Source organism: Algoriphagus halophilus, assembly GCF_900129785.1.
Lineage (GTDB): Bacteria > Bacteroidota > Bacteroidia > Cytophagales > Cyclobacteriaceae > Algoriphagus > Algoriphagus halophilus.
Map to the genome: position 1 here is coordinate 2,639,612 of NZ_FSRC01000001.1, position 26,581 is coordinate 2,666,192.

A 26,581-nucleotide genomic window follows, 5' to 3' on the forward strand; every position below is an offset into this window, starting at 1 on the left:
TTGATACTAAAAATGGCAAGTCCTAAGACTCGCCATTTTGGGAATTAAGCAACTTTTCTCCTAGCATTTAGAGAAGTGTAGTCGGGCAAACGTAATCTGTCACCTGAAACTTCTCGGATTCTTTGATGGCCTTAAATCCTCCATCCACATCGATTAAATTATCATATCCTCTCGCTCTCAAAATGGAATTAAACACCATTGATCGATATCCGCCAGCACAATGAACGTAGTAAGTTTTATCCTTGTCTACTTTCAACATACTCTCATTGATGTAGTCCAATGGTGCGTTTTCAGCATCTACTACATGTTCTGATAAGTATTCACTGTTCTTTCTAACATCCAGAATAGTCAATTCAGGATCTTTCTCTTTTCTTTTTGCAAGCTCTTCTGCAGAAATAGATTCTATTGAATCCAATTCATGTCCAGCTTTTTTCCAGGACTCAATTCCCCCTTCCAAATAGCCTAAAGCATAGTCATAACCTACTCTTGCTAACCTGGTGATTACTTCTTCTTCTCTACCTTCATCCGCTACCACCAATATCTCTTGTTTCAAGTCGGGAATCATTGCTCCTACCCATACTGCAAAACTTCCGTCAATTCCGATATTCACAGAGTTAGGCACAAATCCCTTGGCGAAAGTCTGAGGGGCTCTTGTATCCAAGATCAACGCTCCTGTTTCATTTGCAGCAGCTTCAAATTGCGCAGGTGTCAATGGTTTCACACCTCTTTCCAATACCTCATCAATGCTGTCATATCCTTCGATATTCATCATCACGTTTTGAGGGAAATATGCTGGAGGAGGAGTTAAACCTGTAAGTACTTCTTTGATAAACTCCTCTTTGGTCATTTCCTGAAGCGCATAATTGGTCTTCTTTTGGTTACCAAGGGTATCTGAAGTCTCCTTGCTCATGTTTTTTCCACATGCTGAACCTGCTCCGTGTGCCGGATAGACAATCAAATCATCTGGAAGGGGCATGATTTTATTTCTAAGGGAATCATATAAATGACCTGCCAATTTCTCTTGGGTCAAATCCTTCACTACTTTTTGGGCTAAATCAGGTCTACCTACATCACCGATGAATAAGGTATCTCCGGTAAAGATGGCTTCTGGCTTTCCTTCCTCATTGTAAAGTAGGAAACAAGAACTCTCCATCGTATGTCCTGGAGTGTGAATCACTTTCACTTTCACCTTACCTATCTGAAATTCCTGACCATCTTCAGCTACGATTGCATCAAATCCCATTTTCATGGTCGTTGGTCCATACACGATAGGCGCACCAGTCTTCGCAGAAAGATCTTGGTGACCAGACACGAAATCAGCATGAAAGTGTGTTTCAAACACGTACTTGATCTTCGCATTTCTTCTTTCAGCTTTTTCAATATAAGGCTGAACTTCTCTTAACGGATCAATCACCGCTGCTTCGCCATCTGACTCAATGTAGTAAGCTCCTTGAGCTAAACAGCCGGTATAAATTTGTTCGATTTTCATATGATGTGTTTTTATATTTTCTCTATTCGGATGTTCAAATATACCAGTCCAAAAGAACTGTATAGATGACTTTTGTCACACTATTATGCTTCTTTTAAAATATTGGATTCAATAGTTTGAATCAATTGATGTGCTGGCACCACTCCGGATTGTCTCCAAAGGATTTTCCCTTTTTGGAACAAAATCAACGTAGGAACACCTCGTACTTGAAATTTGCTCGCTGCCAATGGGTTTTTATCCACATCAACTTTCAATATTTTGACCTTGTCTCCCATTTGTCTGGAAGTATCTTCCAAAATAGGATGCATCATCTTACAAGGGCCACACCAAGTTGCAGTAAAGTCTACCAACACTGGCTGGTCTCCGTCAATTAATTCCTGAAAGGTTTTAGGTTGTGCGCTCATGGTCATTTAATTTATTTAACATAACAAAAGTACAGAGTCAATAGGTTCTCTACAGTAATTTTTATCACAAAGGGCTAGATTTCTATTTTACCTTTAACTTTTAAAAAGTGCTAAAAAATCCTCAGTTGGGAATTATTTTTTTATTTTCGCCAGTCTAATATTCCGAATTAATGCTCAAGTATAAGCAAATCAATAATTTAACCGGCTGGGTGGTTTTTACCGTGGCCGCGATCGTATATATTTTGACAGCCGAAGAGACGGCAAGTTTCTGGGATCCAGGAGAATTCATCGCTGTTTCTTATAAACTGCAAGTGCCCCACCCTCCAGGAGCACCATTCTTTTTGCTGGTTTACCGAATGTTTAGCTTCCTAGCGCTAGGTGATCCCTTAGAGGTGGCTTATTGGATGAATGTAGGAAGTGCGCTTTTTTCTGCATTTACTATTTTATTCCTGTTCTGGTCCATTACCCTCTTTGGAAGAAGACTTTACAAAATGGAGGAAGGAAAAGAGAGCAAAGGGCAAGTAATTACCTTAATGGGTGCTGGAATCGTAGGTTCCTTGTTTTATACATTCAGTGACAGCTTTTGGTTTTCAGCGGTGGAAGCAGAAGTATACGCCATGTCTTCTTTCTTTACTGCCATTGTCATCTGGGCATTTTTGAAATGGGATGTCATCAAAGATCCTAGAGATGAAAATAAATGGATGATCTTCATCGCTTATTTGGTAGGACTTTCCATTGGCGTTCACTTGCTAAACTTAGTGACCCTACCTGCTCTGGCGCTGATTTATTATTTTAAGAAGTATGAGAAACCAACTATAAAAGGTGCCATTCTTGCCTTTTTGGGCGGTGGAGTAGCCTTGGTCATCATCAACAACTTTATTATTCCTGGCTTACCTAGCCTTGCAGGTTCCATGGAGATATTCTTTGTCAATTCTTTAGGACTTCCTTTTGGATCAGGGATTATCTTCTTTGCGATTGTGTTCTTTACGGCTTTGTTTTTTGCTTATAAATATTCCAGAAGCAAGGAAAATGCTACCCTCAACACCGCTCTACTTTCCTTGGTGTTTATCTTAATTGGATATAGCAGTTATGCCTTAATTGTCATTCGTGCCAATCAAGACCCCATCATCAATGAAAATGCCCCTAAGGATATCATCAGCTATGTATCCTACCTAAAAAGGGAACAATACGGGTATCGTCCTCTGCTCCATGGTCAATACTTCACAGCCAAATTGGTGGACCAGGAAGAAGGGGATCCAGTCTATATGAAGGGGGAAGACAAGTATGAAATTGTGGATTATGGGCTGAAAAACATCTACGAGAAAAGCAAGACCACGATTCTACCTCGGGTATATTCTACTCAGGAAAACCATAAACGGATTTATAGACAAAAACTTGGCTTAAGAGAAGGTCAGGACCCGACATTCGGCGATAACTTATACTTTATGTTTAGCCATCAGTTAGGGCAAATGTATTGGAGGTATTTCATGTGGAATTTCTCCGGTCGTGAAAGTGACTTTTCAGATGCTCCTTGGATTGGAATTACGGATGCCCTGTCTGATAAATACCCTGATTATATCAAGGAGAACAAGGGGCATAATAACTACTTGATGCTCCCACTCTTATTAGGGATTATCGGAATGTTCTTCCAAGCCAAATACGATCCAAAATCTTTCTATGTCAACTTGATGCTATTCCTGATGATGGGAGTGGTACTGGTACTCTACCTGAATTCCCCTCCGGTGGAGCCGAGAGAAAGAGATTATATTTATGTGGGTAGTTTCTATGCTTTTGCTATCTGGCTGGGAATGGGCGTAATAGGCATTGCCCATGCCATAGGTAAAATGAATAAGAATTTGGCTACCGCTGGGTTGGTTGCCACCCTATTGACAATGCCAATTGTGGGGCTGGTAGCAAGCCAGACTTGGGATGATCACAATAGACAAGGAAGATATTTCTCAGTGGATTCTGCAAGAAATTTCTTGGCATCTTGTGCTCCAAATGCCATTCTGTTTACTGGGGGTGATAATGATACCTTCCCGCTTTGGTATGTACAGGAGGTAGAGGGATTCCGTACGGATGTGAGAGTAATTGTACTCAGCTATTTTGATACGGATTGGTACGTGGAACAAATGACCCGACCGGTCAATGAATCAGAGGCATTACCATTTAGTTTGGATAAAAACAGGTACCAAAAAGGAACCAACGACGTACTTTACGTCACAGGAGACGAAAATCCAAACTCTGCCATATCGGTTAAAGCCTACCTTTCTTTGCTGAATTCCGGAGATCCAAGATTGAATGTCAACACGGGAGGAAAAAGTGTGGTCAACATGGTTCCTTCCAGAAACCTGATTCTGGATGTGGATTCTGCTTCTGTGGCCAATAAAGATATCATTCCAGAAGAGTTCACTCCGTTATTCACTCCTCAAATTAATCTGAGAGTGAAAGGACAGTACCTCACTAAGGGAACTTTGATGTTGATCGATTTGATCACCACCAATAATTGGGAAAGACCAATCTATTTCAATAACACTTCCCTTTCCACGATTGGAATTGACCTGGAAAGCCATGTGGTCAATGAAGGATTGACTTATAGACTCCTTCCTATTCAGAAACCTGACTTCATCAGGGATGAATTAGTCAATGCAGACTTAGCTTACAAAAACTTCATGGAGAAGTTTGCATTTAGGGGAATGGACGATCCTGATGCATACCTGGATGAGGAATATAGAAGGTTTGCTTCCAATCATAGAAGTGCTTTAAACTCTATTGCCATCGCTTTATTGGATCAAAATGAAATGGATAAAGCAGCAAACATCCTAAACTATGGGCTTGAGGTGATGCCTCATGTTGCAATTCCTTACGATCTTTCAAGTGGACAGTCAGTACCCTTGTTCTTTGAAGTAGGCGAAGAAGAAAAAGCCCTAGACATCATAGATAAAGTATCCAAAAAATCGTTGGATATGATTGAATTCTATACCGCAGAAAACCGTGATTATGACCGGGAAATGATGATTTCCGTAGAAATGATCAGGTATTTCATCCCTCTTTTGGAAGAGCGAGGTTACCAAGAAAAAGCGGATGAATTAAAAGCTAGGCTCACCGCCTATATGGGAGCAGAAGCGCTCCCTACCGAGATTGATAGAAGATAAAAAAAGAGGCCCAAGGGCCTCTTTTTATTTTTTATGTAGGATGTAAAACAAATCCAATCCCTGAGCAGGATCTTCTACAATGGGATAATCTTCATGGGTAATATCCATGGCTTTGCTGGACTTTTGTTTATGAAGCTTATTTCTATTGATCCTATTCAATATTTCATAAGGCATGCGAAGTATCGATGCAGGAAGCTTGTGCTGCAAATCAAAAATATCAAACCGCATGATTTTATTGACAGATTCCCGATTGGCCTGATGATACGTCCAGACCTTGTCCGTTCCACCCACTCCTTTTGCCTCCACCTGATCAAAAATTGATTTCGAAAGATCAATTAATTGTTGAGGAGTATATTCCCTGACATGCCAAGGATTTCTTGAAAGCGTATGGTTAATATTCGGCGTGGAAATAATTGCCTTACCTCCCGGTTTTAAAACCCGGTAAATCTCTTCCAAAAACAAGCGATCGTTTTCAATATGTTCGATCACCTGAAAACTTACCACTGTATCAAATGAGTTATCTTCTATCCCTGCAAATGGCGGGATGACTGCTTGCTTGAAAGAAACATCAGGGAATTTTTGCTGGAGCATATCGATTACTTCCTGGATCTTATCAATCCCTAAGTAACCGCTAGCATGAGGCAATAATATTTCCACTCCCCTGCCTTCTCCACATCCCACTTCCAGCAATTTGCCAGAAATCCAGGGCTGGGCAGCAATGTATGCTTTCAGCAAACGTTGATGAATAGGACTGTCACTAATTAACTTGTCAGAAGCAATTTCCGTTGTATAGGTAGCCATACAAAATTTTACTATTTTGGCAAAAGTAAGGTTAATTTTTAAAACCCGATAGAATCACCTAATGAAGCTTAGAACAAACATCCTTTTCTCATTTTTTCTACTGGCATTTCTAGCCATCCATCCGGCTTTTTCACAGAAGAAGCTAAACAGCCTCAATCAAGCACTTCGGTATTCGAGGTACTCTAGATTAGGACTAAAAATCATTCCTATCAAAGAGAATGAGACCGATTATAAATTGCAGATGGTCGTAGAGAAAATTGAAGAAGATATCAACTTCAATACATTTAGTTTCTCTTACATGATCCTCAACAGTTATGATCAAGAGATCATGGATGATGAGGTAACAATTCTTACAGAAAATGATATCAAGCTAGATACAGAAAGGCATTGGTTCTTTGAAAAGACTGTCAGCATTCCGGCAGATCAAGAAGTTGCAGTAGCTTTACTTTCTGTGTTGGATACAAGGCAGGCGGATGAATATTATTACCATATTGACTTGAAAAGTCCTTTTGTCTTTGAGCAACCCTCTTTTGGAGCCTATTATGCCAATAACGTTCCCTTTGACCAAAATTTCTTAACTAAAGGTCAGTCCCTTCTCTTCAAATCAGAGGAAGGTCCTAGTCTTCATGAATTTTATTATCCGGCTACCTTCGATGTCCCTTACCCCCCTATGGAGACGAAACCTGCCACTGTACCCAAAGAACTGGAAGTAATAGATGAAGGAGATTTTCTAACCAATGTACCTGAAAGCTTGGATAATGAAGGGTATTATTTCATTCAAGGTGACACCAGCGCTAGCACTGGATTGTTATTGAAAACCACCCACGAGGCATTCCCTAAAGTGAAAGATTGGGAGGAAATGATTCAAATGGTCACCTATATATCCACCAGAAAAGAACATGAAACCTTACTTGCAGCGGAAGATAAAAAGAAAGCGCTAGATGAATATTGGTATAATTTGACCCGAAACCCGGACATTGCAAAAGACTTAATTCGTGAGTATTTCCGTCAGATCGAGTTTGCAAACATCTTATTTACAGACTTTAAAGAAGGTTGGAAAACAGATCGAGGGATGATCTATGTGGTCATGGGGCCACCGAATGAGGTCAACTTTTATCAGGATAGAGAAGTATGGACTTACATGGGTATGAATGAGAGTTCAAAAATTCGCTTTACTTTTGTCCGAGTTAAGAATATTCTAAACCCACACTATTACTCGCTGAACCGCTCCAGAGCATATCAGCCTGTTTGGTTTAAAAACATATCCATATGGAGAAGCGGAAAGATGGCTTTCTGATTGATAAAGGAGCAACCGAGAAAGATTTTCTTTTTGGGACAAGAGCTGTCATGGAGGCAATCCATGCAGGAAAAGAAATAGACAAAGTACTGATTCAAAAAGAGTTAAACAACGACTTGATCAAGGAATTGCTGAAGCTCTGCAAAGCAGATGGCGTCCCTGTAGTTCGAGTACCAGATGCGAAACTCAATAGAATAACCCGTAAAAATCACCAAGGGGTGGTAGCGTACATTTCTTCCATTGAGTATGCCTCATTGGATCATGTCATTGAAACTTGCTTTTCTGCTGGAAAATCCCCTTTGATATTGATTTTGGATAGAATTACGGATGTCAGGAATTTTGGTGCCATTGCAAGGTCTGCTGAGTGCGCCGGGGTGGATGCCATTGTCATCCCCTCCAAAGGAAGTGCACAGATTAATTCGGATGCGGTAAAAACTTCTGCCGGTGCTTTGAATTTCTTACCGGTAGCCAGAGTCAAAAACCTCTTCTATACCTGTAGGGATTTGCAAAAAAGCGGGCTGACTTTAATTGCCATCACTGAAAAGACGGATAAGAGCATGTATGAAGCTGATTTTTCAGCTCCTGTAGCCATGATCATGGGCTCGGAAGAAGATGGAATTTCAAATGAGCTAATGGGAATAGTAGACGAAAAAGTGAATATCCCAATGCTTGGTAAAATTGAGAGTTTAAATGTTTCAGTTTCTGCCGGGGTAGCCATTTATGAGGCTATGAGGCAACGAACAAACAAATAAGGTTCTTGGGGAAGGTCAAACAAAGTCCTTCCCTTTCTTTTTTGCATTGGCCACAAACTCTCTGAATTTTTTTTCTGCATCCAGCTTACAAATCAGAATGACATTATCCGATTCATTCACCAGGTAATTATCTAATCCCTGGACCACCACCAGTTTATCGCTGCTGACTTTTACATAAGAATTTTCTGTATCGTACAAGATGGCATTTCCCTCCACTACATTGTTTTTCTTATCCTTTTTCTTTAATTCATGGAGGCTATTCCAAGAACCTAAATCGGACCAACCAAAAGTAGCTGGGATCACATACACCTGATCTGAATGCTCCATAATCCCATTGTCAATGGATATATTTTTTAACAAAGAATAGGCTTTGGTGATGAATTCATGTTCATTTTCTTTACCAAGAAACTCAATCCCCTCATTAAATACCTCAGACACATCAGGCATATATTTTTCATAGGCAGAGATAATGCTGGAAACCTTCCAAATAAACATCCCGGAATTCCATACAAAATCACCGCTCTCCAAAAAGGTTTTGGCAAGTTTCAAATTAGGCTTTTCGGTAAATGTTTTGACCTTAAAAATCTCCTGACCTTCCTCTTCCAGGTATTGAATATACCCATAGCCGGTTTCCGGTCGATTGGGCTGAATTCCCATGGTAATTAATCTACCCTCTGTCTGAGCTGCATGACATGCTTGATCGATGGCAGCATGAAACTTATTTTCCTGCGTAATTAAATGATCTGCTGGAGCGACCACTAAGGTAGCCTTAGGGTCAATGGCATTGATTTTATAGACAGCATAAGCAATGCAGGTAGCTGTATTTCTCCGGAGCGGCTCTGTCAGGATCTGGTTATCGCTTATTTCAGGTAACTGCTCCTTGACTAAATCAAAGTACTGTTGATTCGTTACCACATAAAACTTATCTGGACTGGAAATTTCCTGAAACCGATCATAGGTCATTTGGAGCAAGGTCCTGCCAGTACCTAGAATATCTAAAAATTGCTTCGGTCGGTCGTTCCGACTGTATGGCCAAAATCTGGAGCCAATGCCCCCTGCCATAATGACGATATATGGTTTTACCTGCATTTTGGGTTTAAACAATTCCTTCTTTCATCAAATCATGAATATGAACAAATCCAGCGATTTTGTCCCCATCCATGGCTACAAGTTGTGTGATATTATGACTTTTCATCTGATTTAATGCACGAATGGCAAATTCATCTTGTGAAATAGTCTTTGGGTTTACCGTCATAATATCCCCTGCAGTTAGCTTTTGGATATCCAGGCTTTTCTCCAACATCCTTCTCAAATCCCCATCAGTAATGATCCCTTTTAAGTTTCCCCCCGAATCAATGACCGCTGTGGCTCCCAATCGTTTTCCTGAGATTTCTACAATTACTTCTGCCAACCCCGCTGCTTCATTCACCATAGGCAATTGCTCTTTGTTCAATAAATCCTTGACTTTAAGATACAACTGTTTTCCAAGAGATCCTCCCGGGTGGTATTTGGCAAAATCCTCTGAGGTAAAGCCTCTCGCCTCCAATAAACAAACTGCCAAAGCATCCCCCATGGCCATATGCGTAGTGGTACTGGTGGTGGGAGCTAAATTATGCGGGCAAGCTTCTTCTCCTATGGTTGCATTCAGGACATAATCTGCATGTTCTGCCAAATAACTTTTGACATTACTGACAAGTGCAACCAGTACAGATCCTGATTTTTTTAGAAGAGGAACCAACACTTTAATCTCAGGAGTATTTCCACTTTTAGAAATGCAAATCACCACATCATCCTCCTGGATCATCCCTAAGTCACCATGAATAGCATCTGCCGCATGCATAAATAGAGCAGGTGTTCCGGTTGAATTTAAAGTTGCTACAATTTTATTGGCAACAATGGCACTTTTCCCGACACCTGTGATTACCACTCTTCCCGTTGAGTTTAAAATCCTTTCCACACATGCCTCAAAATCACCATCTATATACTCTACTAAATTTAAAACAGCATTCGCCTCATTTTGCAATACCCGAGTGGCTGTATTTCTAATATTTTTAGTTAAATTCAATTTTACCTGCGTTTATGAGTATTTTCGTACAAAGGTATAAAAGTAATTAATCATTCCTGTTTACAGGCTAAGAGCACCCTTTAAAGCACCTGTTTCAAGTGGAAGAAAAAGTAAAATCAGAACTCAAAAAAATATTTGGCTTTAGCCAGTTCCGTGGGAATCAAGAACCCATCGTCGATAATTTACTAAGCCAAAAAAACACCTTCGTCATCATGCCGACTGGGGCGGGGAAGTCATTGTGTTATCAATTGCCAGCAGTTGTGTCTGATGGTACGGCGATAGTCATATCGCCTTTGATTGCATTGATGAAAAATCAGGTAGACCAACTGAATGCCATTGGTATCAATGCCCATTTCCTAAATTCAACGCTGAATAAATCAGAGGCGACAAAAGTGAAAAATGAGGTATTAAGCAAAAAAACCAAGTTGCTTTATGTGGCACCGGAATCTCTCACTAAGGAAGAAAATGTCACGTTTCTCAAATCAGCACATTTGAGTTTTGTGGCGATTGATGAGGCACACTGTATCTCAGAATGGGGACATGATTTTCGGCCTGAATACCGAAAAATAAAATCCATAGTGGCTCAAATAGCCCCTAATCTACCTATCATCGCTTTGACCGCTACTGCCACCCCTAAAGTGCAGCAAGACATACAACGAAACCTTCAGATGGAGGAAGCAGATTTGTTCAAGTCTTCCTTTAATCGAACCAATTTGTATTACGAGGTTAGGCCCAAATTAAAAAATGAGTCTAAAAAGCAGCTGATTAAGTTCATCAAGTCCCATAAAGGAAAGTCCGGAATCATCTATTGCCTGAGTAGAAAAAAGGTAGAAGAAATCGCCCAACTCCTTCAGGTAAATCAAATCAATGCAGCTCCCTATCATGCGGGATTGGAATCAGCCGTCCGGATAAAAAATCAAGATGATTTTTTAAATGAGGAGCTAGACGTCATTGTGGCCACCATCGCCTTCGGGATGGGGATTGATAAACCGGATGTCCGTTACGTGATCCATTACGATGTACCCAAATCACTAGAAGGGTATTACCAGGAAACCGGAAGAGCAGGTCGCGACGGGCTGGAAGGACATTGCCTCATGTTTTACAAGTACGAGGACATTGTCAAATTGGACAAGTTCAATAAAGACAAACCTGTTACCGAACGAGAGAATGCACGGGTTTTACTTCAGGAAATGGCAGCCTACGCCGAAACCGGAGTATGTAGAAGGAAGTTTATCCTGAATTATTTTGGGGAGACATTCGAAAAGGATTGTGGATACTGTGATAATTGTAAGAGAGACCGCGAGATTTTTGAGGGGATGACCTACATACAAACCGCATTGGAAGCAGCCCTTCAAACCAATGAACGGTTTGGACTTGAGCACCTGGTGAAAGTAATCATTGGAGAGCCTACCGAATACGTCACCAGCTACAAACACGATCAGCTTCCTGTATTTGGAAAAGGAAAAGAAGTTCCTGAAAAATATTGGACTTCCATCATCCGGCAAGCCATGATTTTTGACCTGTTAGAAAAGGATATTGAATCATTTGGCGTGTTGAAGCTTACTCCAAAGGGTAAAGAATTTATAGAAGCACCCTATTCTGTCAATCTGTATAAGGATCACGATTACGCGACAGAAGACCCATCCAGTACTCCTGATGTACCAATTACAGCAGGGATTGCTTATGATGAAAAACTATTTGAGCTCCTCAAAGCGGAGCGAAAAAAAGTAGCAAAGTCAAAAGGCTTACCACCTTATGTCATCTTCCAAGACCCTTCTTTGGAAGAAATGGCAACCGTTTACCCAACGACTCGAGAGGAACTTGCCCAAATCAACGGTGTTGGTATGGGAAAAGTCGCTAAATTTGGTGCGTCATTCTTGAGGATTATTTCTACCTATGTAGAAGAAAATGAGATTGAGACTGCTTCAGAAGTGGTAGTGAAGTCAGCAGGATCAAGGTCAAAAATAAAAATTACGATTATCCAACAGATTGATCGTAAAATAGACTTAGATGAAATTGCGGACAACTTGAACATCAGCATGTCTGAACTTCTTCAGGAAATTGAGCAAATTATCTATAGTGGAACAAAATTAAATATCGATTACTACATTGAACACATCATGGATGAGGAACGTGAGGATTTACTCCATGATTATTTCATGAATGCAGAAAGCGATCGAATTAAAGATGCTTTGGAAGAACTGGAAGACGAGGATTTCGCAGAAGATGAATTGCGGGTCTATCGAATCAAGTTTATTTCCGAGCATGCTAATTAACGTGAATTGAGTCAATGAATATACTCTTATTAGGCAGCGGAGGCAGAGAACATGCTTTCGCCTGGAAAATTGTACAAAGCCCAAAATGCACACAGCTATATGTGGCTCCTGGAAATGCTGGAACTTCAAGCATTGCAAAAAACATCCCACTTTCAATTACTGATTTTGAAGGAATAAAAAATTTTATTCTTGAGCATTCCATTGAGTTGGTTGTGGTAGGCCCAGAAGAGCCTTTGGTAAAAGGTGTAGTGGATTACCTGCAAAACGAGTCCGAGACCGCATCTATCCCCGTAGTTGGTCCTTCTCAACTTGGAGCTACCCTAGAGGGAAGTAAGGACTTCTCCAAAAGATTTATGCAGCGCAACCATGTTCCAACTGCGGCTTATGAGACTTTCACCGCAGAGGATATTGAAGCAGGACTTGCTTATCTGGAAACTCAAAACTTGCCTATCGTTTTAAAAGCAGATGGGCTTGCTGCAGGCAAAGGAGTATTGATCTGCCAAACTTTGGAGGAAGCCAAGGAATCCTTCAAGGAAATGCTGATCGATCATAAGTTTGGCGCAGCCTCAGCGAAAGTGGTTGTAGAAGAATTCCTTCAAGGAATCGAGCTTTCGGTATTTGTGGCTACGGATGGAAAGAGTTACAAAATTTTACCTGAAGCCAAAGATTATAAGAGAATCGGTGAAGGTGATACGGGTTTGAATACCGGAGGAATGGGTGCTGTAAGCCCTGTGATTTTCGCCGATGAAGCCTACATGAAAAAAGTAGAGGAATTGGTAGTCAAACCTACTGTAGATGGTCTATCTAAAGAAAATATCCCTTACAAAGGTTTTCTGTTCATAGGATTGATGAATAACAACGGGCAGCCTTATGTAATAGAATACAATGTAAGAATGGGAGACCCTGAAACAGAGGCAGTACTACCACGAATCACCAGTGATTTTGTGGACTTACTGGTAGGCATTGGAACGGGAACCTTGGACCAATACCAATTGGAAATTTCTCCTGAATATGCCACTACTGTAGTCATGGTGAGCGGAGGATATCCTGAATCTTATCAAAAAGGATTTCCGATTAGCTTACCACAAGAGGCCGAGCATACGATTGTTTTCCATGCCGGAACCTCTACAAACGATAAGAACCAGTTGGTAAACCAAGGCGGTAGAGTGTTGGCAGTTACTGGAATGGGCAAAACTCTAGAATCGGCTTTAACTAACGCTTTTTCCACAGTTGAAAATATTACTTGGGAAAAATCGTATTACAGAAAAGATATCGGTCAAGATATCTTGAATCTGATGAAGTAAACCCAATCTTACCCAGGATCAAGGTCCTGTAAATATATACTTATGAGTGGATGTACTACTTGCTCGACCTCCTCTGGAGGTACCGGTGGCTGCCAAAATAATGGGAGTTGCGGAACGAGTGATTGCAATAAAATGAACTCATTTGACTGGTTAGGTCATATGGGAATTCCAGAGGTGGACACCTTTGATATCGTGGAAGTGAAGTTTAAAGGGGGGCGAAAAGATTATTACAGAAATGTCGATTACCTTCCTTTGACGACAGGTGACCCTGTAGTCGTGGATGTACCCAATGGACATCATATTGGTTACGTTTCCCTGCAAGGTGAATTGGTTCGCCTACAGATGCAGAAGCGAAAAATCAAAAATGATGATGAAATACTCAGAATCTACAGAAAAGCTACTGAAAAAGATTTGGAAAAGTGGGCTGAGGCCAAAAACCGAGAAATCCCCACCTTGTATCGATGCAAGCAAATCGTGGAAGAACTCGGTTTGAAAATGAAAATGTCTGATATCGAATACCAGGCAGATAATTCAAAAGCTACATTTTACTATTCAGCAGACGAACGGGTTGACTTTAGGGAGTTGATAAAAGTCCTAGCTGGTGAATTCCGCATTCGAGTGGAGATGCGCCAGATCAGTCTTCGTCAAGAAGCTGGTAGAATCGGAGGTTTAGGAGTTTGTGGGAGAGAATTATGCTGCTCAACCTGGTTGGTAGATTTCAAAAATGTCAGCACTTCTGCAGCTCGCTACCAAAATTTATCTCTTAATCCGGGCAAGCTCAGCGGGCAGTGCGGGAGATTAAAATGCTGCCTTAATTATGAATTGGACACCTATATGGATGCCATCAAAGACATCCCTCAAATTGAGCGTCCACTTCAAACAGAATCGGGCCCTGCCAAACTCCAAAAAACCGACATCTTCAGAAAAATGATGTGGTTTAGCTATAATAACGAAAATGATTGGCATAGCATCAGCTGCGAGCGTGTGACTGAGATTTTGGAAATCAATGCAAAAGGGGTCAAAGTTTTTAACCTTCAGGTAAATGAAGCATCGGATATAGAGGATCTTGCTGCTAAATCTACGAGGGAACTTGAACTTCTGGACAAGAAATTCTCTACTGGCAAAAAGAAGAGAAAATCCAGAAATAAATCCAGAAACAACTCCAACACAACTCAACAAACCGCTGATTCCAATAGGAATCAAAAAGCAAATCCAGCACCTTCTAAGGAGGCAGCTCCACAGCAGGCTAATCCAAATCAACCAGGGGAACCTAAAAGAAAAAAGAATCGAAACAATAGAAACCGGAATAGGAATCAACAGGCCACTCCGCCAGCGCAAGGAAATAATCCTCCTAAAAGACCAGGCGGAAATAAACCTAATCCCAACCAACCCGGAGAAAAAAGACAAAACAAGCCTCGAAACCAGGAAGGGAAGAAACAACATCCTAACCCTAAACAAGGTCCTAAGTCTGCCCCTAAAGGAGAAGGCAAACCAACCCCTAAACCAGAAGGTAAATCAGGAGGTAAAAGAAAATTTCCACCTAGGAAAAATCAAGGGCCCAATCCAAATTCATCTGGAAATGAATAGGGTTTTTGTTTTCCTTATTGCGTTAATGGGTTTAGGTATTTCATCCTGTTCCGATGATCGGGTTTTTGAGGAATTCAAAGCATTACCCACTCAAAACTGGGCAATGGAGGATAGTCTTCATTTTGATTTAAGTGCTGTTCAGTTGCAAGACAATCAAAGTCTTATCGCGTTTCGGTTTAATGAGGAATACGCTTTTTCCAATTGCTATGTAAGGGTACTCAGTCAGGACTCCACTGGAACCATTATTGAAAATAAATTAATCAATGTTCCATTGTTTGATTCGAAAACAGGAGAACCTCTGGGTGATGGGTTTGGAAGCACCTATACCTTTTATGACTCTCTTCCTTTTCAATTACCTAACCACACCAAGAAAGTCACCCTCTTACAATATATGAGGCAAAATCAGCTTCCGGGCATTGAAGCTGTTGGATTAAAAATCCTCCAATAACATAACAAGAAAAAGCCTATTCAGTTTCTGAATAGGCTTTTTCATTGGATGCTGATCGTATTCTTATTTATCGCATCTTTTTATAGGCATTGATTAATCCATTGGTGGAGCCATCATGGGAAGTCACTTTTTCATCACCTTTCAACTCAGGAAGGATTCCATTCGCCAATACTTTCCCTAGTTCCACACCCCACTGGTCAAAACTAAAGATATCCCAAATCACCCCTTGAACAAAAATCTTATGTTCGTACATGGCGATCAGTGAACCTAAGGTGTAAGGTGTAATCTTTTTCACCAAAATTGAATTGGTAGGTCGGTTTCCTTCAAAAACCCGATGAGGTGCAATCTTTTCAATTTGCTCATCAGACTTTCCTGCTGCTTTCATTTCTTTTTTCACTTCCTCCAGGGACTTCCCTTTTGCCAGAGCCTCGGTCTGAGCAAAGAAATTGGAAAGCAATTTTTGGTGATGATCCCCAATAGGATTATGGGAAATGGCAGGTGCAATAAAGTCACAAGGAATCAAATGGGTTCCTTGGTGGATCAATTGATAAAATGCGTGTTGACCATTGGTGCCCGGCTCTCCCCAGATAATTGGTCCGGTAGTGTAAGCTACCTTGTTTCCATTTCTGCTGACGTATTTTCCGTTACTTTCCATATTTCCTTGCTGGAAATAGGCAGCGAAACGATGCATATACTGATCATAAGGAAGTATGGCCTCCGAAGTAGCTCCCAAGAAATTGGTATTCCAAATACCGATCAATGCCAACACAATAGGAATATTTCTATCAAACATGGAGTGGCGGAAATGTTCATCCATGACATGGGCGCCTTGAAGCAATTGTTCAAAATTTTCAAATCCTATCGTACAAGCAATCGGCAAACCAATGGCGGACCATAAAGAATACCTGCCTCCTACCCAATCCCAAAATGAGAACATATTGGCAGGGTCAATTCCAAATGCTTCTACTGCTTTGGCATTGGTTGACAAGGCTACGAAATGCTTGGATACAGCCGCTTCATCTTTTGCATATCCTACAAACCAATCCCTGGCAGAATGTGCATTGGTCATGGTTTCCTGTGTCGTAAAAGTCTTGGAAGCTATAAAGAAAAGCGTGGTTTCCGGATCTACTTTTTTCAGGGTTTCTGCAATATGTGTCCCATCTACATTGGAAACAAAATAGCAGTCAATATCAGGATTCTGATAGGGTTTCAAAGCCTCCGTTACCATGACAGGGCCCAGATCTGAACCTCCTATCCCAATATTTACCAAGGATTTGATCGGCTTTCCAGTATAACCTAACCATTGTTTATTTTGAATTTTGTCCGCAAAGACTTTCATCTGATCCAAAACCTTTTGGACCTCGATCATCACATCTTCCCCATCTAAATAAACAGCTCGATCTGACGGGTTCCTCAAAGCTGTATGCAATACTGCTCTTCCTTCAGTTTCATTGATGGCTTTGCCGGTAAACATATCCTCGATGGCTAGATGAAGCTCCGTCTCGCGGGCTAAATCACAAAGTGCCTTCAGAATGACATCGTTCACCTTATTTTTAGAATAATCAACTAGAATATCGTCCAGTCGAAGACTGTATCGTTCGAATCTTTCGTGCTCTTCTAATAGGGAGGTTATTTTTAGGTCTTTATGCTCTTCGGCAAGGTCTAATAATCTTTTCCAAGCAGCTGTTGTGGTAGGATTGATAGATTTCATGGCTAGGTTAATTATAGGTATGGGCAACAAAATTAAGACTTATCTTGTGGGATAAAAGTCTTTTCTTTCTTGAAAACAAGTTTGTATTCTCCTTTCCGAAAAGGAAGGATTTGCCTTTTGTTACTCCAATGAAAAATAAATAGATTGAGATGGAATGAAGCTCAAATCAATAACCTCTTACAAACCCATTCTATTTGCATGCTGTCTATGCTTGGTAGGACTAGGAAAGGCATTTGCTGTACAAAGCCAAGACTTTGAAATCACTCCTCTAAATCAACATTTCTTTAAAACTTCCTCTTTCGATGATCCTACCACTGTGTATTCTCAATTACAAAATATCAATGAAGATGGATCCACGTTCACCCAGATAAGTGATGCCCAAAACAGAGTGATCAAAACCATTGAGACCGACCTCAACTCTAAAACCGGGGCCATTGAAGAAGTAGTAAAAGTATTTGATCTACAGGGCCAGTTAATTCTTAGAAGTGAGGAAAATAAACAGAACCGTGAAAAGTTCTACTTCTATTATCAAGACGGGGTTCAGGTGGCCCATGTGGCCCATTATGGCAACAATGAGTTTGAAATTTGGAGAAAATCTGGAGCTAATAGGTATTCTTCCAACAAGAATGATTTTGAACCATCCCTATTCCCTAATGATAAGGACTGGAAAAAATTTGTTCTGAAAGAAAAAAGGTTCTTACAAGAAGCCCAATCTCAAGGTTTTGAGGGTACAGTTATCCTAGCATTTTTAATTGACAAGAATGGTCAACGACTAAAGACTGAGGTTGCCAATCTCCATGACCTACCCCCCATCTTATCAACTGAAGCACTGCGAATAGGAGAATTGTTTGTAGGAAACTACAATCCTGCCATCGACTATAAAGGGGAAACTGTTGAAGCTTGGCTCTATTTACCGATAGGGTTTTATTATTATAAATAGAAAAATTTCATATTCCTCCATCGTTCGCTATATTCACACAAAGAATTAGTTATTACCCCTGGAAATGCATAAGTATTGTTTCATTTTTTTGATCACTTTTTTATGTTTTCAGCCTCTGATAGCACAAGAAAGAGTGGTCCTCAAGCTGAATAAGTACCTAGTTCCCATTCAAGACAATACTCCTGAAGCACATGCATTTAATCAAGTGATCAGTGAAAAAGATGACATGGCAATAACAAAAACCTATGATCTTCAAAATCGATTGGTTAGTCAAAAGAAAGAAAAATACAATGAGGAATTAGGCTACCATGAAGCAATCACTTCTACCTATGATAGTCTTCAAAATCTAGTTTCTTCAGAGATTAAAAATCTAGATAACAGCAGTTTTGTGAAAGTATTTTTGGAGGGGGAACAGGTGGTCTCAAAACTGACCTATTTAGAAGATAAAATCTATTATTTCTACAGAGGAAATATGGATTCGGCTTGGATCACAGGGGAATTTAATCCTATGCTTCCCAAACCAAAAATTGACAAGAAAGATTTTCAAAAGGCTTTGGCAAAGGAGCTTCATTATCCCCCCGAAGCACGAAACCTGAGGGAAACCGGTACGGCTCTAGTGGGAATTGAAGTAGATGAAAACGGTCAATTGATTCACCTTTATTGGGCCAATCCGGGAGAAGTTCATCCATCCTTAATCAAAGAGGCAATCAGAGTCTTGGAAAAAATAAATCTCGATTTTGAACCTGCCATTGATTATCAAGGTAACCCAACCAAGGCCTTCTTTACCATCCCTATCCGCTTTGCCATGAGTTAAAAGAAAAAAACCCGCCATAAATGACGGGTTTTGAAGTATTATAAAACAACTCTATGGGAATCTAGTCCTTTAAGAAATCTCTTAATACATAATTCAGGATTCCTCCGTGTTGGTAATAAGCAATCTCTACCTCAGAATCCAATCGGGATTTTACATGAAACTCCTTTTTATTTCCATCTTGATCCACTGCTTCCACCCTAAAGCGTTGGCCAGGTTTCAATCCATCCGAAATACCTTCGATACTAAAGGTTTCAAAACCTGTTAAGCCCAAACTTTCGGCATGCTCTCCTGAAATAAACTGTAGAGGTAGGACTCCCATTCCCACCAGATTGCTTCGGTGAATACGCTCATAGCTTTCTGCAATCACAGCTTTAATACCCAATAAATTGGTTCCCTTGGCAGCCCAATCTCTGGAAGATCCTGAACCATATTCTTTTCCGGCCAAGACAATCAAGGGAGTCCCATCGGCCTGGTATTTTTGGGAGGCATCAAAAACTGTCATTTCCTCATCATCAGGAATGTAGTTGGTAAAGCCTCCTTCTTGGGTAGAGAGTTGGTTCTTGATCCGAACATTGGCAAATGTACCTCGAACCATCACTTCATCATTTCCTCTTCTTGAACCATAGGAATTGAAATCAGGCCGCTGCACCCCTCTTCCATTTAAATACTTCCCAGCTGGAGTATCAGCCTTAAATGAACCTGCTGGAGAAATGTGGTCTGTGGTAATAGAGTCTCCTAGCTTTAATAAAACTCTTGCGTTTTCGATATTCTTTGGACTTTGCAAATCCATTGAGATTCCTTTGAAAAAGGGGGCTTCTTTGATATAGGTACTGGAATCATCCCATGGATATATAGACCCTTCCCCTGAATTCAATTTTTTCCAGATGTCATTTCCCTCGAATATCTCCCCATAATTTTTCTCGTAATCATCGGGTGTCAACACTTTTCTGGAAATCTCATCTATTTCCGCGGTGGTAGGCCAAATGTCTTTGAGATAAACCGGTTCTTGGTTGGGGTCATATCCTATTGGCTCATTGTACAAATCCACATCTACTCTCCCCGCCAAGGCGTACACAACCACCAACATGGGAGACATGAGGTAATTCATTTTCACTTGAGGATGGACTCTGGCTTCAAAATTTCGATTTCCCGAAAGTACGGAAGCTACGACCAAATCATTATCCTCCACTGCTTTGGCAATATGGTTAGGTAAGGGCCCTGAATTTCCGATACAGGAAGTACAACCATACCCAACAGTATGGAATTTGAGGGCTTCCAATTCTTCCAATAAGCCTGCTTTGCTCAAGTAATCTGTCACGACTTTCGAACCTGGAGCCAAGGAGGTTTTTACCCAAGGCTTCACATCCAATCCCCTTTCCAATGCCTTTTTGGCTACTAAGCCTGCACCCAGCATCACTGCTGGATTGGAGGTATTGGTACAGGAAGTGATGGCAGCGATGACAATAGATCCATCATAAAGCGTAAATTTTTCATAGTTTAAATCAATGGTAACCGATTTCAACCCGTTTTTTACTTCTGTTTTAAATGCGACATCCTGAGGGGAATTTTTTGCCTCTTTTGAGGATTGTCCACCACCCTCAGCAAGCATTCTTCCTTCCTCTCTTTTATCTATTGGAATGTATTGTCTACCATGCATGGAATGTAATAACTCTTCAAATTTTGGTTTAAAGTTTCGAACCAAAATTTTATCCTGAGGTCTTTTGGGTCCAGATACCGTTGCCTCTACCGTTCCTAAATCCAATTCTACAACAGAGGAATACTGGATCAAATCCTCCTCTTTCCTCCATAATAAATTCGCTTTGCAATAGTCCTCTACCAATTTAATCTGGCTGTTGCTTCTATTGGTCTTGGCCATGTAATCAAGAGTTCTGTCATCTATTGGGAAATAGGAAACTGTACATCCAAATTCCGGAGACATGTTGGAAATGGTCGCCCGATCCGGCACCGTCAAATGATCCAACCCTGGTCCAAATACCTCCACAAACTTACCCACCACTCCATGTTTTCTGAGCAATTCGGTAATGGTCAAAACCATGTCTGTCGCAGTGGTTCCAGCAGGTAGTTTACCGGTCAATTTCAAACCAACTACCTCTGGCATGATAAAGAAAATGGGTTGACCTAATAGGGCTGCTTCGGCCTCAATTCCGCCAACTCCCCATCCTACGACCCCAATTCCATTGACCATTGGGGTATGTGAATCGGTACCTACCAAGGTGTCTGGAAATACCTTCCCATCACGCATAATCACTCCCTGAGCCAAGTATTCGAGGTTTACCTGATGACAAATCCCCATTCCTGGAGGTACTACAGAAAAATTATCAAAGGATTTTTGTGCCCATTTCAAAAACTGATACCGTTCGGCATTCCGCTCATATTCTACTTCCACATTCCGTTGATAACTGTAATTGGTTCCAAAATAATCTACTTGAACCGAATGATCTATCACCAAATCTACAGGGATCAATGGGTTGATTCTTTCTGGATCTTTTCCTTTACGCTGGGCCTCCGATCTCAGGGAAGCGATGTCTACTACGGCTGGAACTCCCGTAAAATCCTGCATTAAAACTCTTGCAGGTTTAAAAGGAATATCCGCTTCTGATGCTTCTGGTTTCCAGTTTAAAATAGTATCTAAATGCTCTTTGGTAATGGAAAAGGCATCATAGTTTCGAAGGGCATTTTCCAATAAAATCCGAATGGAGAATGGTAACTTTTTAATCTCATGCCCAGCTTGATGGAGCTTATCCAAACTCCAATAATCAAAAGTACCGGAATCAGTTGTTAAACTTGATTTAATTTGAAATGGATCTTGGTTCATGATAAAAATTGTTTAGGTCTATGAAGAAGCGTTTTATTAGTAACCAAATTACGAAAGATAGAATTCATTCCCCACTCGCTATTTCCTTCAATCAAAGGCTTGGTCAATTTTACTTCTTACTTGTTTATATTAGTTAATAAATTCCAAAGCCTATGCCGATTTACGTTTTGAGGATAATCAGTGCATTTTTTATCCTTGCTACCTGGATCCCTTTTATCAAATGGGACTATTGGTGGATCAGAGTTTTTGACTACCCTCAACTGCAAAAGCTGGTGATCATTATCCTTTGCGTGTTGCCTTGGACGTACCTTGCCTTTGAGGAAGCTTCCCCTGAAAGTTTCATTTGGATGGTTCTATTATTGATGGCAGGAATTCACCTTTTTAGAAAAGTGAAAATCTTCAGTCCCTTGGGCAAAAAGATGATTGACTCGATTGCCTATGATGAGGAGAATGGGATTCACATTTTGGTAGGAAATGTTTACCAATTCAACACCCACTACCAAAAAGTGATTGATTTGGTCCATCAAACAAACCCCGATCTCATATTCTTGGTAGAAACCGATCAGGCTTGGGAAGTGGGATTAAAATCCCTTGAAAAACAATATCCAAATACGATCTTGATTCCTTTGGACAATACCTATGGAATGTTGCTGTATACCAAATTGGAAATTGTCAGGCATGAAATTAAATACCTCATCGATGATGAAATACCCTCTATAGAGTTAGAAATAAAACTAAACAGCGGAAAAACCATTACGGTGTACGCAATTCACCCCACTCCTCCAGTTCCCAACGAAAACCCAAAAAGTACCGATAGAGATGCTGAAATTCTTATCGTTGGAAAAAAAGTAAAGGCCAATCCCAAACCCTCTCTGGTGATCGGGGATTTGAATGACGTGGCATGGAGCTATACAACTGAGCTATTCCTTAAAATTTCAGAAATGGCTGACCCGAGGAGAGGTAGAGGATTATTTAGTACCTTCCATGCTAAAATACCCCTCTTACGTTGGCCTTTGGACCATATTTTCCTCAGCAAACATTTTGGACTTTCTGAACTTCAAGTGCAGTCAGGAATTGGTTCAGATCATTTCCCAATCAGTATGAAAGCGGTGATCACAGAAAAGAATACCACGGATCAATTGGAAGCCAATGGGGAAGACCATCAGGAGGCTAAAGAGAAGATCGAAAACGGAATTTCGGATCGTTCATAAAAAAAGCCCTAAATCAATTTAGGGCTTCATTTTTAATTATTTTCATCGGCTTTTTCTTCAGCTTTCGCTTTTCGCTTAAAGCCTTTTCTGAACGGCCAGGTGTATTCCAATGCCTCCAACCCTCTATTTAGGTTGTATGTCGCTGAATCGGTATTCACCATCGTTTGTTTTAAACTTTTAGCAAATTCTTCATCATTTAACAATACACCGATGGAATTGTCCGATGAATTGAATTTCTCTGTAATAGCCTTCAACTCCTCAGTCATTTCCTCTGAATTTTGAGCTGTAGCTTTCAGACTTCCCATAGTGGATTTAAATTCGGTAAGCAACGTGGTATCCGTTACCAAATCATTGAAAAGATTACCCTCTTGATTCAATTTTGAAGTAAAGGAATTGAGGTCGGTAAGCATTCTGTTGCTTTGAACAGAGGCATTATTCAAGTTGGCAATGATGGTTTTGAAACTTTCTGCCAAGGTAGAATCAGTCAATACAGCTCCCACGATGCCTTCACCTGCGGCTAATTTACTGGTCAAGACTTTTAGGTCATTGGTGATCTCAACTAGATTTTCATTATTTACCTGCAGCGTCTCCATCATTTGATCGGTATCCAAAGGCATGACAGATTCCAATCGATCCCCATCCTCCACTGGAGGCGCCATAGTAGTTCCTCCATAGATCACGATGATTTTATTACCGATCAAACCATCAGAACTCAAGGTAGCTTTAGAATCCTTTCGAATAAATTCTACCACTTCCTCCTCTACATTCATTTCTATTTCAACTTGGGAGTCCCCATAGAAATTGATTTTTCGAACGGTACCGATTTTCACCCCTGAAAACCAAACATTGTTTCCAGTCTGTAAACCTCCAATATCATCGAACACTGCTTTCAGTTGGATCGCTTTGACAAATTTCTTTTGCTGGCCGCCCAAGGTCAAAATACCGGCTACCAGGATGGCAATTCCTATAAATACAAATATGCCTACTAAAACGTTGCGTTTATTTTCACCTCTCATGAATCAATGAAATTATAATCGTAAAATGATTTGACTCGCCCATCTTGTGCATGAGCAAAAACTTCTTCAAAACTACCCATCGCCTTGAATTGACCATCTAGCAACACTGCTTGACGATCTCCTGTGACTTTGGCACACGTAAGGTCATGGGTAATGACAATAGATGAAGTATTATACTGCTCTCTTACCTGATTGATCAAATTATTAATATCCATACAAGTAATCGGATCTAGACCAGCAGTTGGCTCATCATAAAGCATGATCTCAGGATTTAATATCAAAGTCCTGGCCACGCCTATTCTTTTTTTCTGACCTCCAGAAAGTTCAGATGGCATCTGGTTGATGGATTGGGGTAAGCCCACACTATCCAACAACTCTTCTATTTTTCTTGTAATTTCTCCCCGGGTAAGATTCTTCACATTTCTTACCAATGGAAATTCCATATTCTCCCGAACAGTCATACTATCATACAAGGCTGAATTCTGAAAAGAGAAACCGATTTTTAATCGAAGTTCATTGAGGGCTTTGGTTCCTAATTTGGAAACTTCCTGCCCTAACACCTTCATCGATCCTTCATCCTGCTTCAGCAAACCCACCATGATTTTTATCAATACAGATTTGCCAGAACCAGATTTACCGAGCACAACCAAGTTCTCTCCTTTATATAAATCCAAATCAACTCCTTTGAGAACATCCAAATCCCCAAATGATTTCTTTAAACCAGCTATTTCTACAACTTTCTCTTCCATGGTTTACATCATTCTAATTGCGTTCACAATCTGAAGAACTAGTAATTCTTCAATAAATATCAGGAACATGGCCATTACAACAGCTGAATTGGCTGCACGACCTACCCCCTCGGTTCCTTTGGAAGAGTTATATCCTTTATAGCAACCCACTATTCCGATGGTAAAGCCAAATAGAAGGGATTTCAAAACCGAAGAGTTAATATCCAAGAAACTGATTGATTCAAACACCTCTACAAAAAAGGTGGTCATACTGACATTTTCATTGGCGTTCACGCTTAAGAAAGATCCCATCAATGCGACAAAATCAGTATACATCACCAAGACAGGTATCATGAAAGTTGTTGCCAACACCCGGGTTACCACCAAAAACTTAAATGGATTAGTTGCTGAAACTTCCATCGCATCGATTTGCTCTGTCACTTTCATGGAGCCTATCTCTGCACCGATACTGGATCCCATCTTACCTGCTGCAATCAATGCCGTCACCAAAGGTCCCATCGCTCTTACTACGGCAATGGAAATCAAAGAAGGTAACCAAGAGGTAGCTCCAAATTCTGAAAGTGAGGGTCTAGATTGATTGGTAAATACAATCCCTACGATGAATCCAGTCAATGAAATAAGAGGCAAGGATTCCACCCCAATTCGATAACATTGGTGGAAGACTTCTTTTAGTTCATAAGGGGGTAAAAACACTTCTTTAAAGAACCTCCTTACAAAGCTCCAGGCACTTGCTAAGCCTGTAAAAAATTTATCTATTTTCTTAGAAAGCACAGGCTTTCTGTCTGCTTCTTCAGCCATAGGTCAATTTAATCGCTTGAAATTAAGTAAAAATCTCCAAAGGGTTTTGGCTTAAGGTACCAAAAGGGATATTAATACTCTTAAATGGTAAAATCATTCATTTAATTATTCCACAAACCTAATTCGTTTTTTTAAAAAGGTTCAAAGTATCTAAATAGAATGCGAGCTAAATAGTTCGATTTACTAAAATTAATTTTGCTCTTTTATCCATGTAAGAGTTTCTATTACCTTGTCTAATTTCAAAATTCCTGCCAAAAAACCAGCGGGGTATTTACTGAGCATTTCCACCTCCTTTTACGAGGACATTCCTTCCCTTTCTTTGAAATAAACGGGCTTAATTTTACTCTAATTTTTAGAGTTCAAATATTGAAAAACATCATTCACCTGAACATTGGAAATTGGTTTTTCAAACAGTCGAATTGCCTGAGGATAGGCCTCTATTTTTTCTCTTTCAAAAGGGCCAATATTTCCCGTCAACACGATCACGGGAGCTTGGGAAACCTCCCTGATTTTTTGAAGCAAATCCCATCCGGAAAGTCCTGGAAAATTAAGGTCCATAAATATTAAATCCACGGAATTATTACCGAGCCATTCCAAGGCATGATCAGGATCATCAAAAGGAAAAATCTCCACCGTAGGATCTATCAACTGCATTCTTTTCTTGACCAAAATATGTTGAATTTTATCATCATCTATGGATGCAATTCTTTTGGAAACTGGATTGTTCATATTTTGATTTTTGATACTTAGGGGTGATGCCGAGTCTGCAAATATCACTATTCCTAAGGCAAATCCAATATTTTGGGTTTTCGCATTCAGATCTTCAAATCTACTTGAAGTATCCTCCCATTGTGATTTCAATCAAGAAACAAATTTTAAAAAAATGAGAAATCACCCGTATTTAGTCTTATCTAAATTTTTTAGTATC

The 26,581-nt window shown here is 40.3% G+C and carries 21 protein-coding genes; 10 read left to right on the forward strand and 11 right to left on the reverse strand.

Features of this window, described 5'->3' with window-relative positions; translation table 11 throughout:
• Nucleotides 1–67: 67 nt before the first annotated feature.
• On the reverse strand, nucleotides 68–1,489 hold the full coding sequence (locus tag BUR11_RS11010) for an MBL fold metallo-hydrolase (protein WP_074224860.1): 1,422 nt from the start codon (nucleotides 1,487–1,489) through the stop codon (nucleotides 68–70).
• Between the two features lie 83 nt (nucleotides 1,490–1,572).
• Nucleotides 1,573–1,893, reverse strand: coding sequence for a thioredoxin (gene trxA, locus BUR11_RS11015; protein ID WP_074225218.1), 321 nt, complete (start codon nucleotides 1,891–1,893; stop codon nucleotides 1,573–1,575).
• Nucleotides 1,894–2,063: 170 nt separating this feature from the next.
• On the opposite strand from trxA, the gene BUR11_RS11020 reads away from it, so the two are divergent.
• Nucleotides 2,064–5,048, forward strand: a complete 2,985-nt coding sequence (locus BUR11_RS11020; RefSeq protein WP_074224861.1) for a glycosyltransferase family 117 protein — start codon at nucleotides 2,064–2,066, stop codon at nucleotides 5,046–5,048.
• Nucleotides 5,049–5,072: 24 nt separating this feature from the next.
• On the opposite strand, the gene BUR11_RS11025 is transcribed toward BUR11_RS11020, so the two are convergent.
• Nucleotides 5,073–5,849 carry a class I SAM-dependent methyltransferase gene (locus BUR11_RS11025; protein ID WP_074224862.1) on the reverse strand — a complete coding sequence of 259 codons (777 nt, stop codon included), beginning with the start codon at nucleotides 5,847–5,849 and terminating at the stop codon, nucleotides 5,073–5,075.
• Nucleotides 5,850–5,910: 61 nt separating this feature from the next.
• Between BUR11_RS11025 and BUR11_RS11030 the strand changes: the two genes are divergently transcribed.
• Both BUR11_RS11030 and rlmB read left to right on the forward strand, forming a co-directional pair.
• Nucleotides 5,911–7,146 carry a GWxTD domain-containing protein gene (locus BUR11_RS11030; RefSeq protein ID WP_074224863.1) on the forward strand — a complete coding sequence of 412 codons (1,236 nt, stop codon included), beginning with the start codon at nucleotides 5,911–5,913 and terminating at the stop codon, nucleotides 7,144–7,146.
• The gene (gene rlmB, locus BUR11_RS11035) at nucleotides 7,119–7,898 is read left to right on the forward strand and encodes a 23S rRNA (guanosine(2251)-2'-O)-methyltransferase RlmB (protein WP_074224864.1); all 780 of its coding nucleotides are present in this window, start codon (nucleotides 7,119–7,121) and stop codon (nucleotides 7,896–7,898) included. Before BUR11_RS11030 ends, rlmB begins: the two co-directional genes overlap by 28 nt.
• 15 nt (nucleotides 7,899–7,913) lie before the next feature.
• Here rlmB and BUR11_RS11040 read toward each other — a convergent pair whose 3' ends face one another.
• Both BUR11_RS11040 and BUR11_RS11045 read right to left on the reverse strand, forming a co-directional pair.
• Nucleotides 7,914–8,987, reverse strand: coding sequence for a mannose-1-phosphate guanylyltransferase (locus BUR11_RS11040; protein ID WP_074224865.1), 1,074 nt, complete (start codon nucleotides 8,985–8,987; stop codon nucleotides 7,914–7,916).
• Nucleotides 8,988–8,994: 7 nt separating this feature from the next.
• Nucleotides 8,995–9,963: a KpsF/GutQ family sugar-phosphate isomerase gene (locus BUR11_RS11045; protein ID WP_074224866.1), complete on the reverse strand. Its 969-nt coding sequence runs from the start codon at nucleotides 9,961–9,963 to the stop codon at nucleotides 8,995–8,997.
• A 98-nt stretch (nucleotides 9,964–10,061) separates the two neighbouring features.
• Here BUR11_RS11045 and recQ point away from each other — a divergent pair, with 98 nt between their 5' ends.
• The 4 genes from recQ (at nucleotide 10,062) to BUR11_RS11065 (ending at nucleotide 15,578) form a co-directional block, all read left to right on the forward strand.
• Entirely contained in the window at nucleotides 10,062–12,239 is a 2,178-nt protein-coding gene (gene recQ / locus BUR11_RS11050) for a DNA helicase RecQ (RefSeq protein WP_074224867.1), read from the forward strand.
• 14 nt (nucleotides 12,240–12,253) lie between these two features.
• Nucleotides 12,254–13,543 carry a phosphoribosylamine--glycine ligase gene (purD, locus tag BUR11_RS11055; protein WP_074224868.1) on the forward strand — a complete coding sequence of 430 codons (1,290 nt, stop codon included), beginning with the start codon at nucleotides 12,254–12,256 and terminating at the stop codon, nucleotides 13,541–13,543.
• A 132-nt stretch (nucleotides 13,544–13,675) separates the two neighbouring features.
• Entirely contained in the window at nucleotides 13,676–15,130 is a 1,455-nt protein-coding gene (ricT, locus tag BUR11_RS11060; RefSeq protein WP_074224869.1) for a regulatory iron-sulfur-containing complex subunit RicT, read from the forward strand.
• Nucleotides 15,123–15,578, forward strand: coding sequence for a gliding motility lipoprotein GldH (locus tag BUR11_RS11065; protein WP_074224870.1), 456 nt, complete (start codon nucleotides 15,123–15,125; stop codon nucleotides 15,576–15,578). The genes ricT and BUR11_RS11065 overlap by 8 nt, the downstream gene beginning before the upstream one ends.
• A gap of 67 nt (nucleotides 15,579–15,645) precedes the next feature.
• On the opposite strand, the gene pgi is transcribed toward BUR11_RS11065, so the two are convergent.
• Nucleotides 15,646–17,289: a glucose-6-phosphate isomerase gene (gene pgi / locus BUR11_RS11070; RefSeq protein WP_074224871.1), complete on the reverse strand. Its 1,644-nt coding sequence runs from the start codon at nucleotides 17,287–17,289 to the stop codon at nucleotides 15,646–15,648.
• Between the two features lie 154 nt (nucleotides 17,290–17,443).
• Here pgi and BUR11_RS11075 point away from each other — a divergent pair, with 154 nt between their 5' ends.
• Nucleotides 17,444–18,229: an energy transducer TonB gene (locus BUR11_RS11075; RefSeq protein WP_084560933.1), complete on the forward strand. Its 786-nt coding sequence runs from the start codon at nucleotides 17,444–17,446 to the stop codon at nucleotides 18,227–18,229.
• A gap of 64 nt (nucleotides 18,230–18,293) precedes the next feature.
• On the forward strand, nucleotides 18,294–19,043 hold the full coding sequence (locus BUR11_RS11080; protein ID WP_074224873.1) for an energy transducer TonB: 750 nt from the start codon (nucleotides 18,294–18,296) through the stop codon (nucleotides 19,041–19,043).
• A gap of 61 nt (nucleotides 19,044–19,104) precedes the next feature.
• Here BUR11_RS11080 and acnA read toward each other — a convergent pair whose 3' ends face one another.
• The gene (acnA, locus tag BUR11_RS11085) at nucleotides 19,105–21,879 is read right to left on the reverse strand and encodes an aconitate hydratase AcnA (RefSeq protein WP_074224874.1); all 2,775 of its coding nucleotides are present in this window, start codon (nucleotides 21,877–21,879) and stop codon (nucleotides 19,105–19,107) included.
• 152 nt (nucleotides 21,880–22,031) lie between these two features.
• Between acnA and BUR11_RS11090 the strand changes: the two genes are divergently transcribed.
• Nucleotides 22,032–23,090, forward strand: a complete 1,059-nt coding sequence (locus BUR11_RS11090; RefSeq protein ID WP_074224875.1) for an endonuclease/exonuclease/phosphatase family protein — start codon at nucleotides 22,032–22,034, stop codon at nucleotides 23,088–23,090.
• A gap of 32 nt (nucleotides 23,091–23,122) precedes the next feature.
• Here BUR11_RS11090 and BUR11_RS11095 read toward each other — a convergent pair whose 3' ends face one another.
• From BUR11_RS11095 to BUR11_RS11110, 4 genes are all read right to left on the reverse strand, one after another.
• Entirely contained in the window at nucleotides 23,123–24,106 is a 984-nt protein-coding gene (locus BUR11_RS11095) for an MlaD family protein (protein WP_074224876.1), read from the reverse strand.
• Nucleotides 24,103–24,855, reverse strand: a complete 753-nt coding sequence (locus BUR11_RS11100; protein WP_074224877.1) for an ABC transporter ATP-binding protein — start codon at nucleotides 24,853–24,855, stop codon at nucleotides 24,103–24,105. The genes BUR11_RS11095 and BUR11_RS11100 overlap by 4 nt, the downstream gene beginning before the upstream one ends.
• A 3-nt stretch (nucleotides 24,856–24,858) precedes the next feature.
• Nucleotides 24,859–25,653: an MlaE family ABC transporter permease gene (locus BUR11_RS11105; protein ID WP_074224878.1), complete on the reverse strand. Its 795-nt coding sequence runs from the start codon at nucleotides 25,651–25,653 to the stop codon at nucleotides 24,859–24,861.
• A gap of 345 nt (nucleotides 25,654–25,998) precedes the next feature.
• Nucleotides 25,999–26,514: a response regulator gene (locus BUR11_RS11110; RefSeq protein ID WP_074224879.1), complete on the reverse strand. Its 516-nt coding sequence runs from the start codon at nucleotides 26,512–26,514 to the stop codon at nucleotides 25,999–26,001.
• Nucleotides 26,515–26,581: the final 67 nt, after the last annotated feature.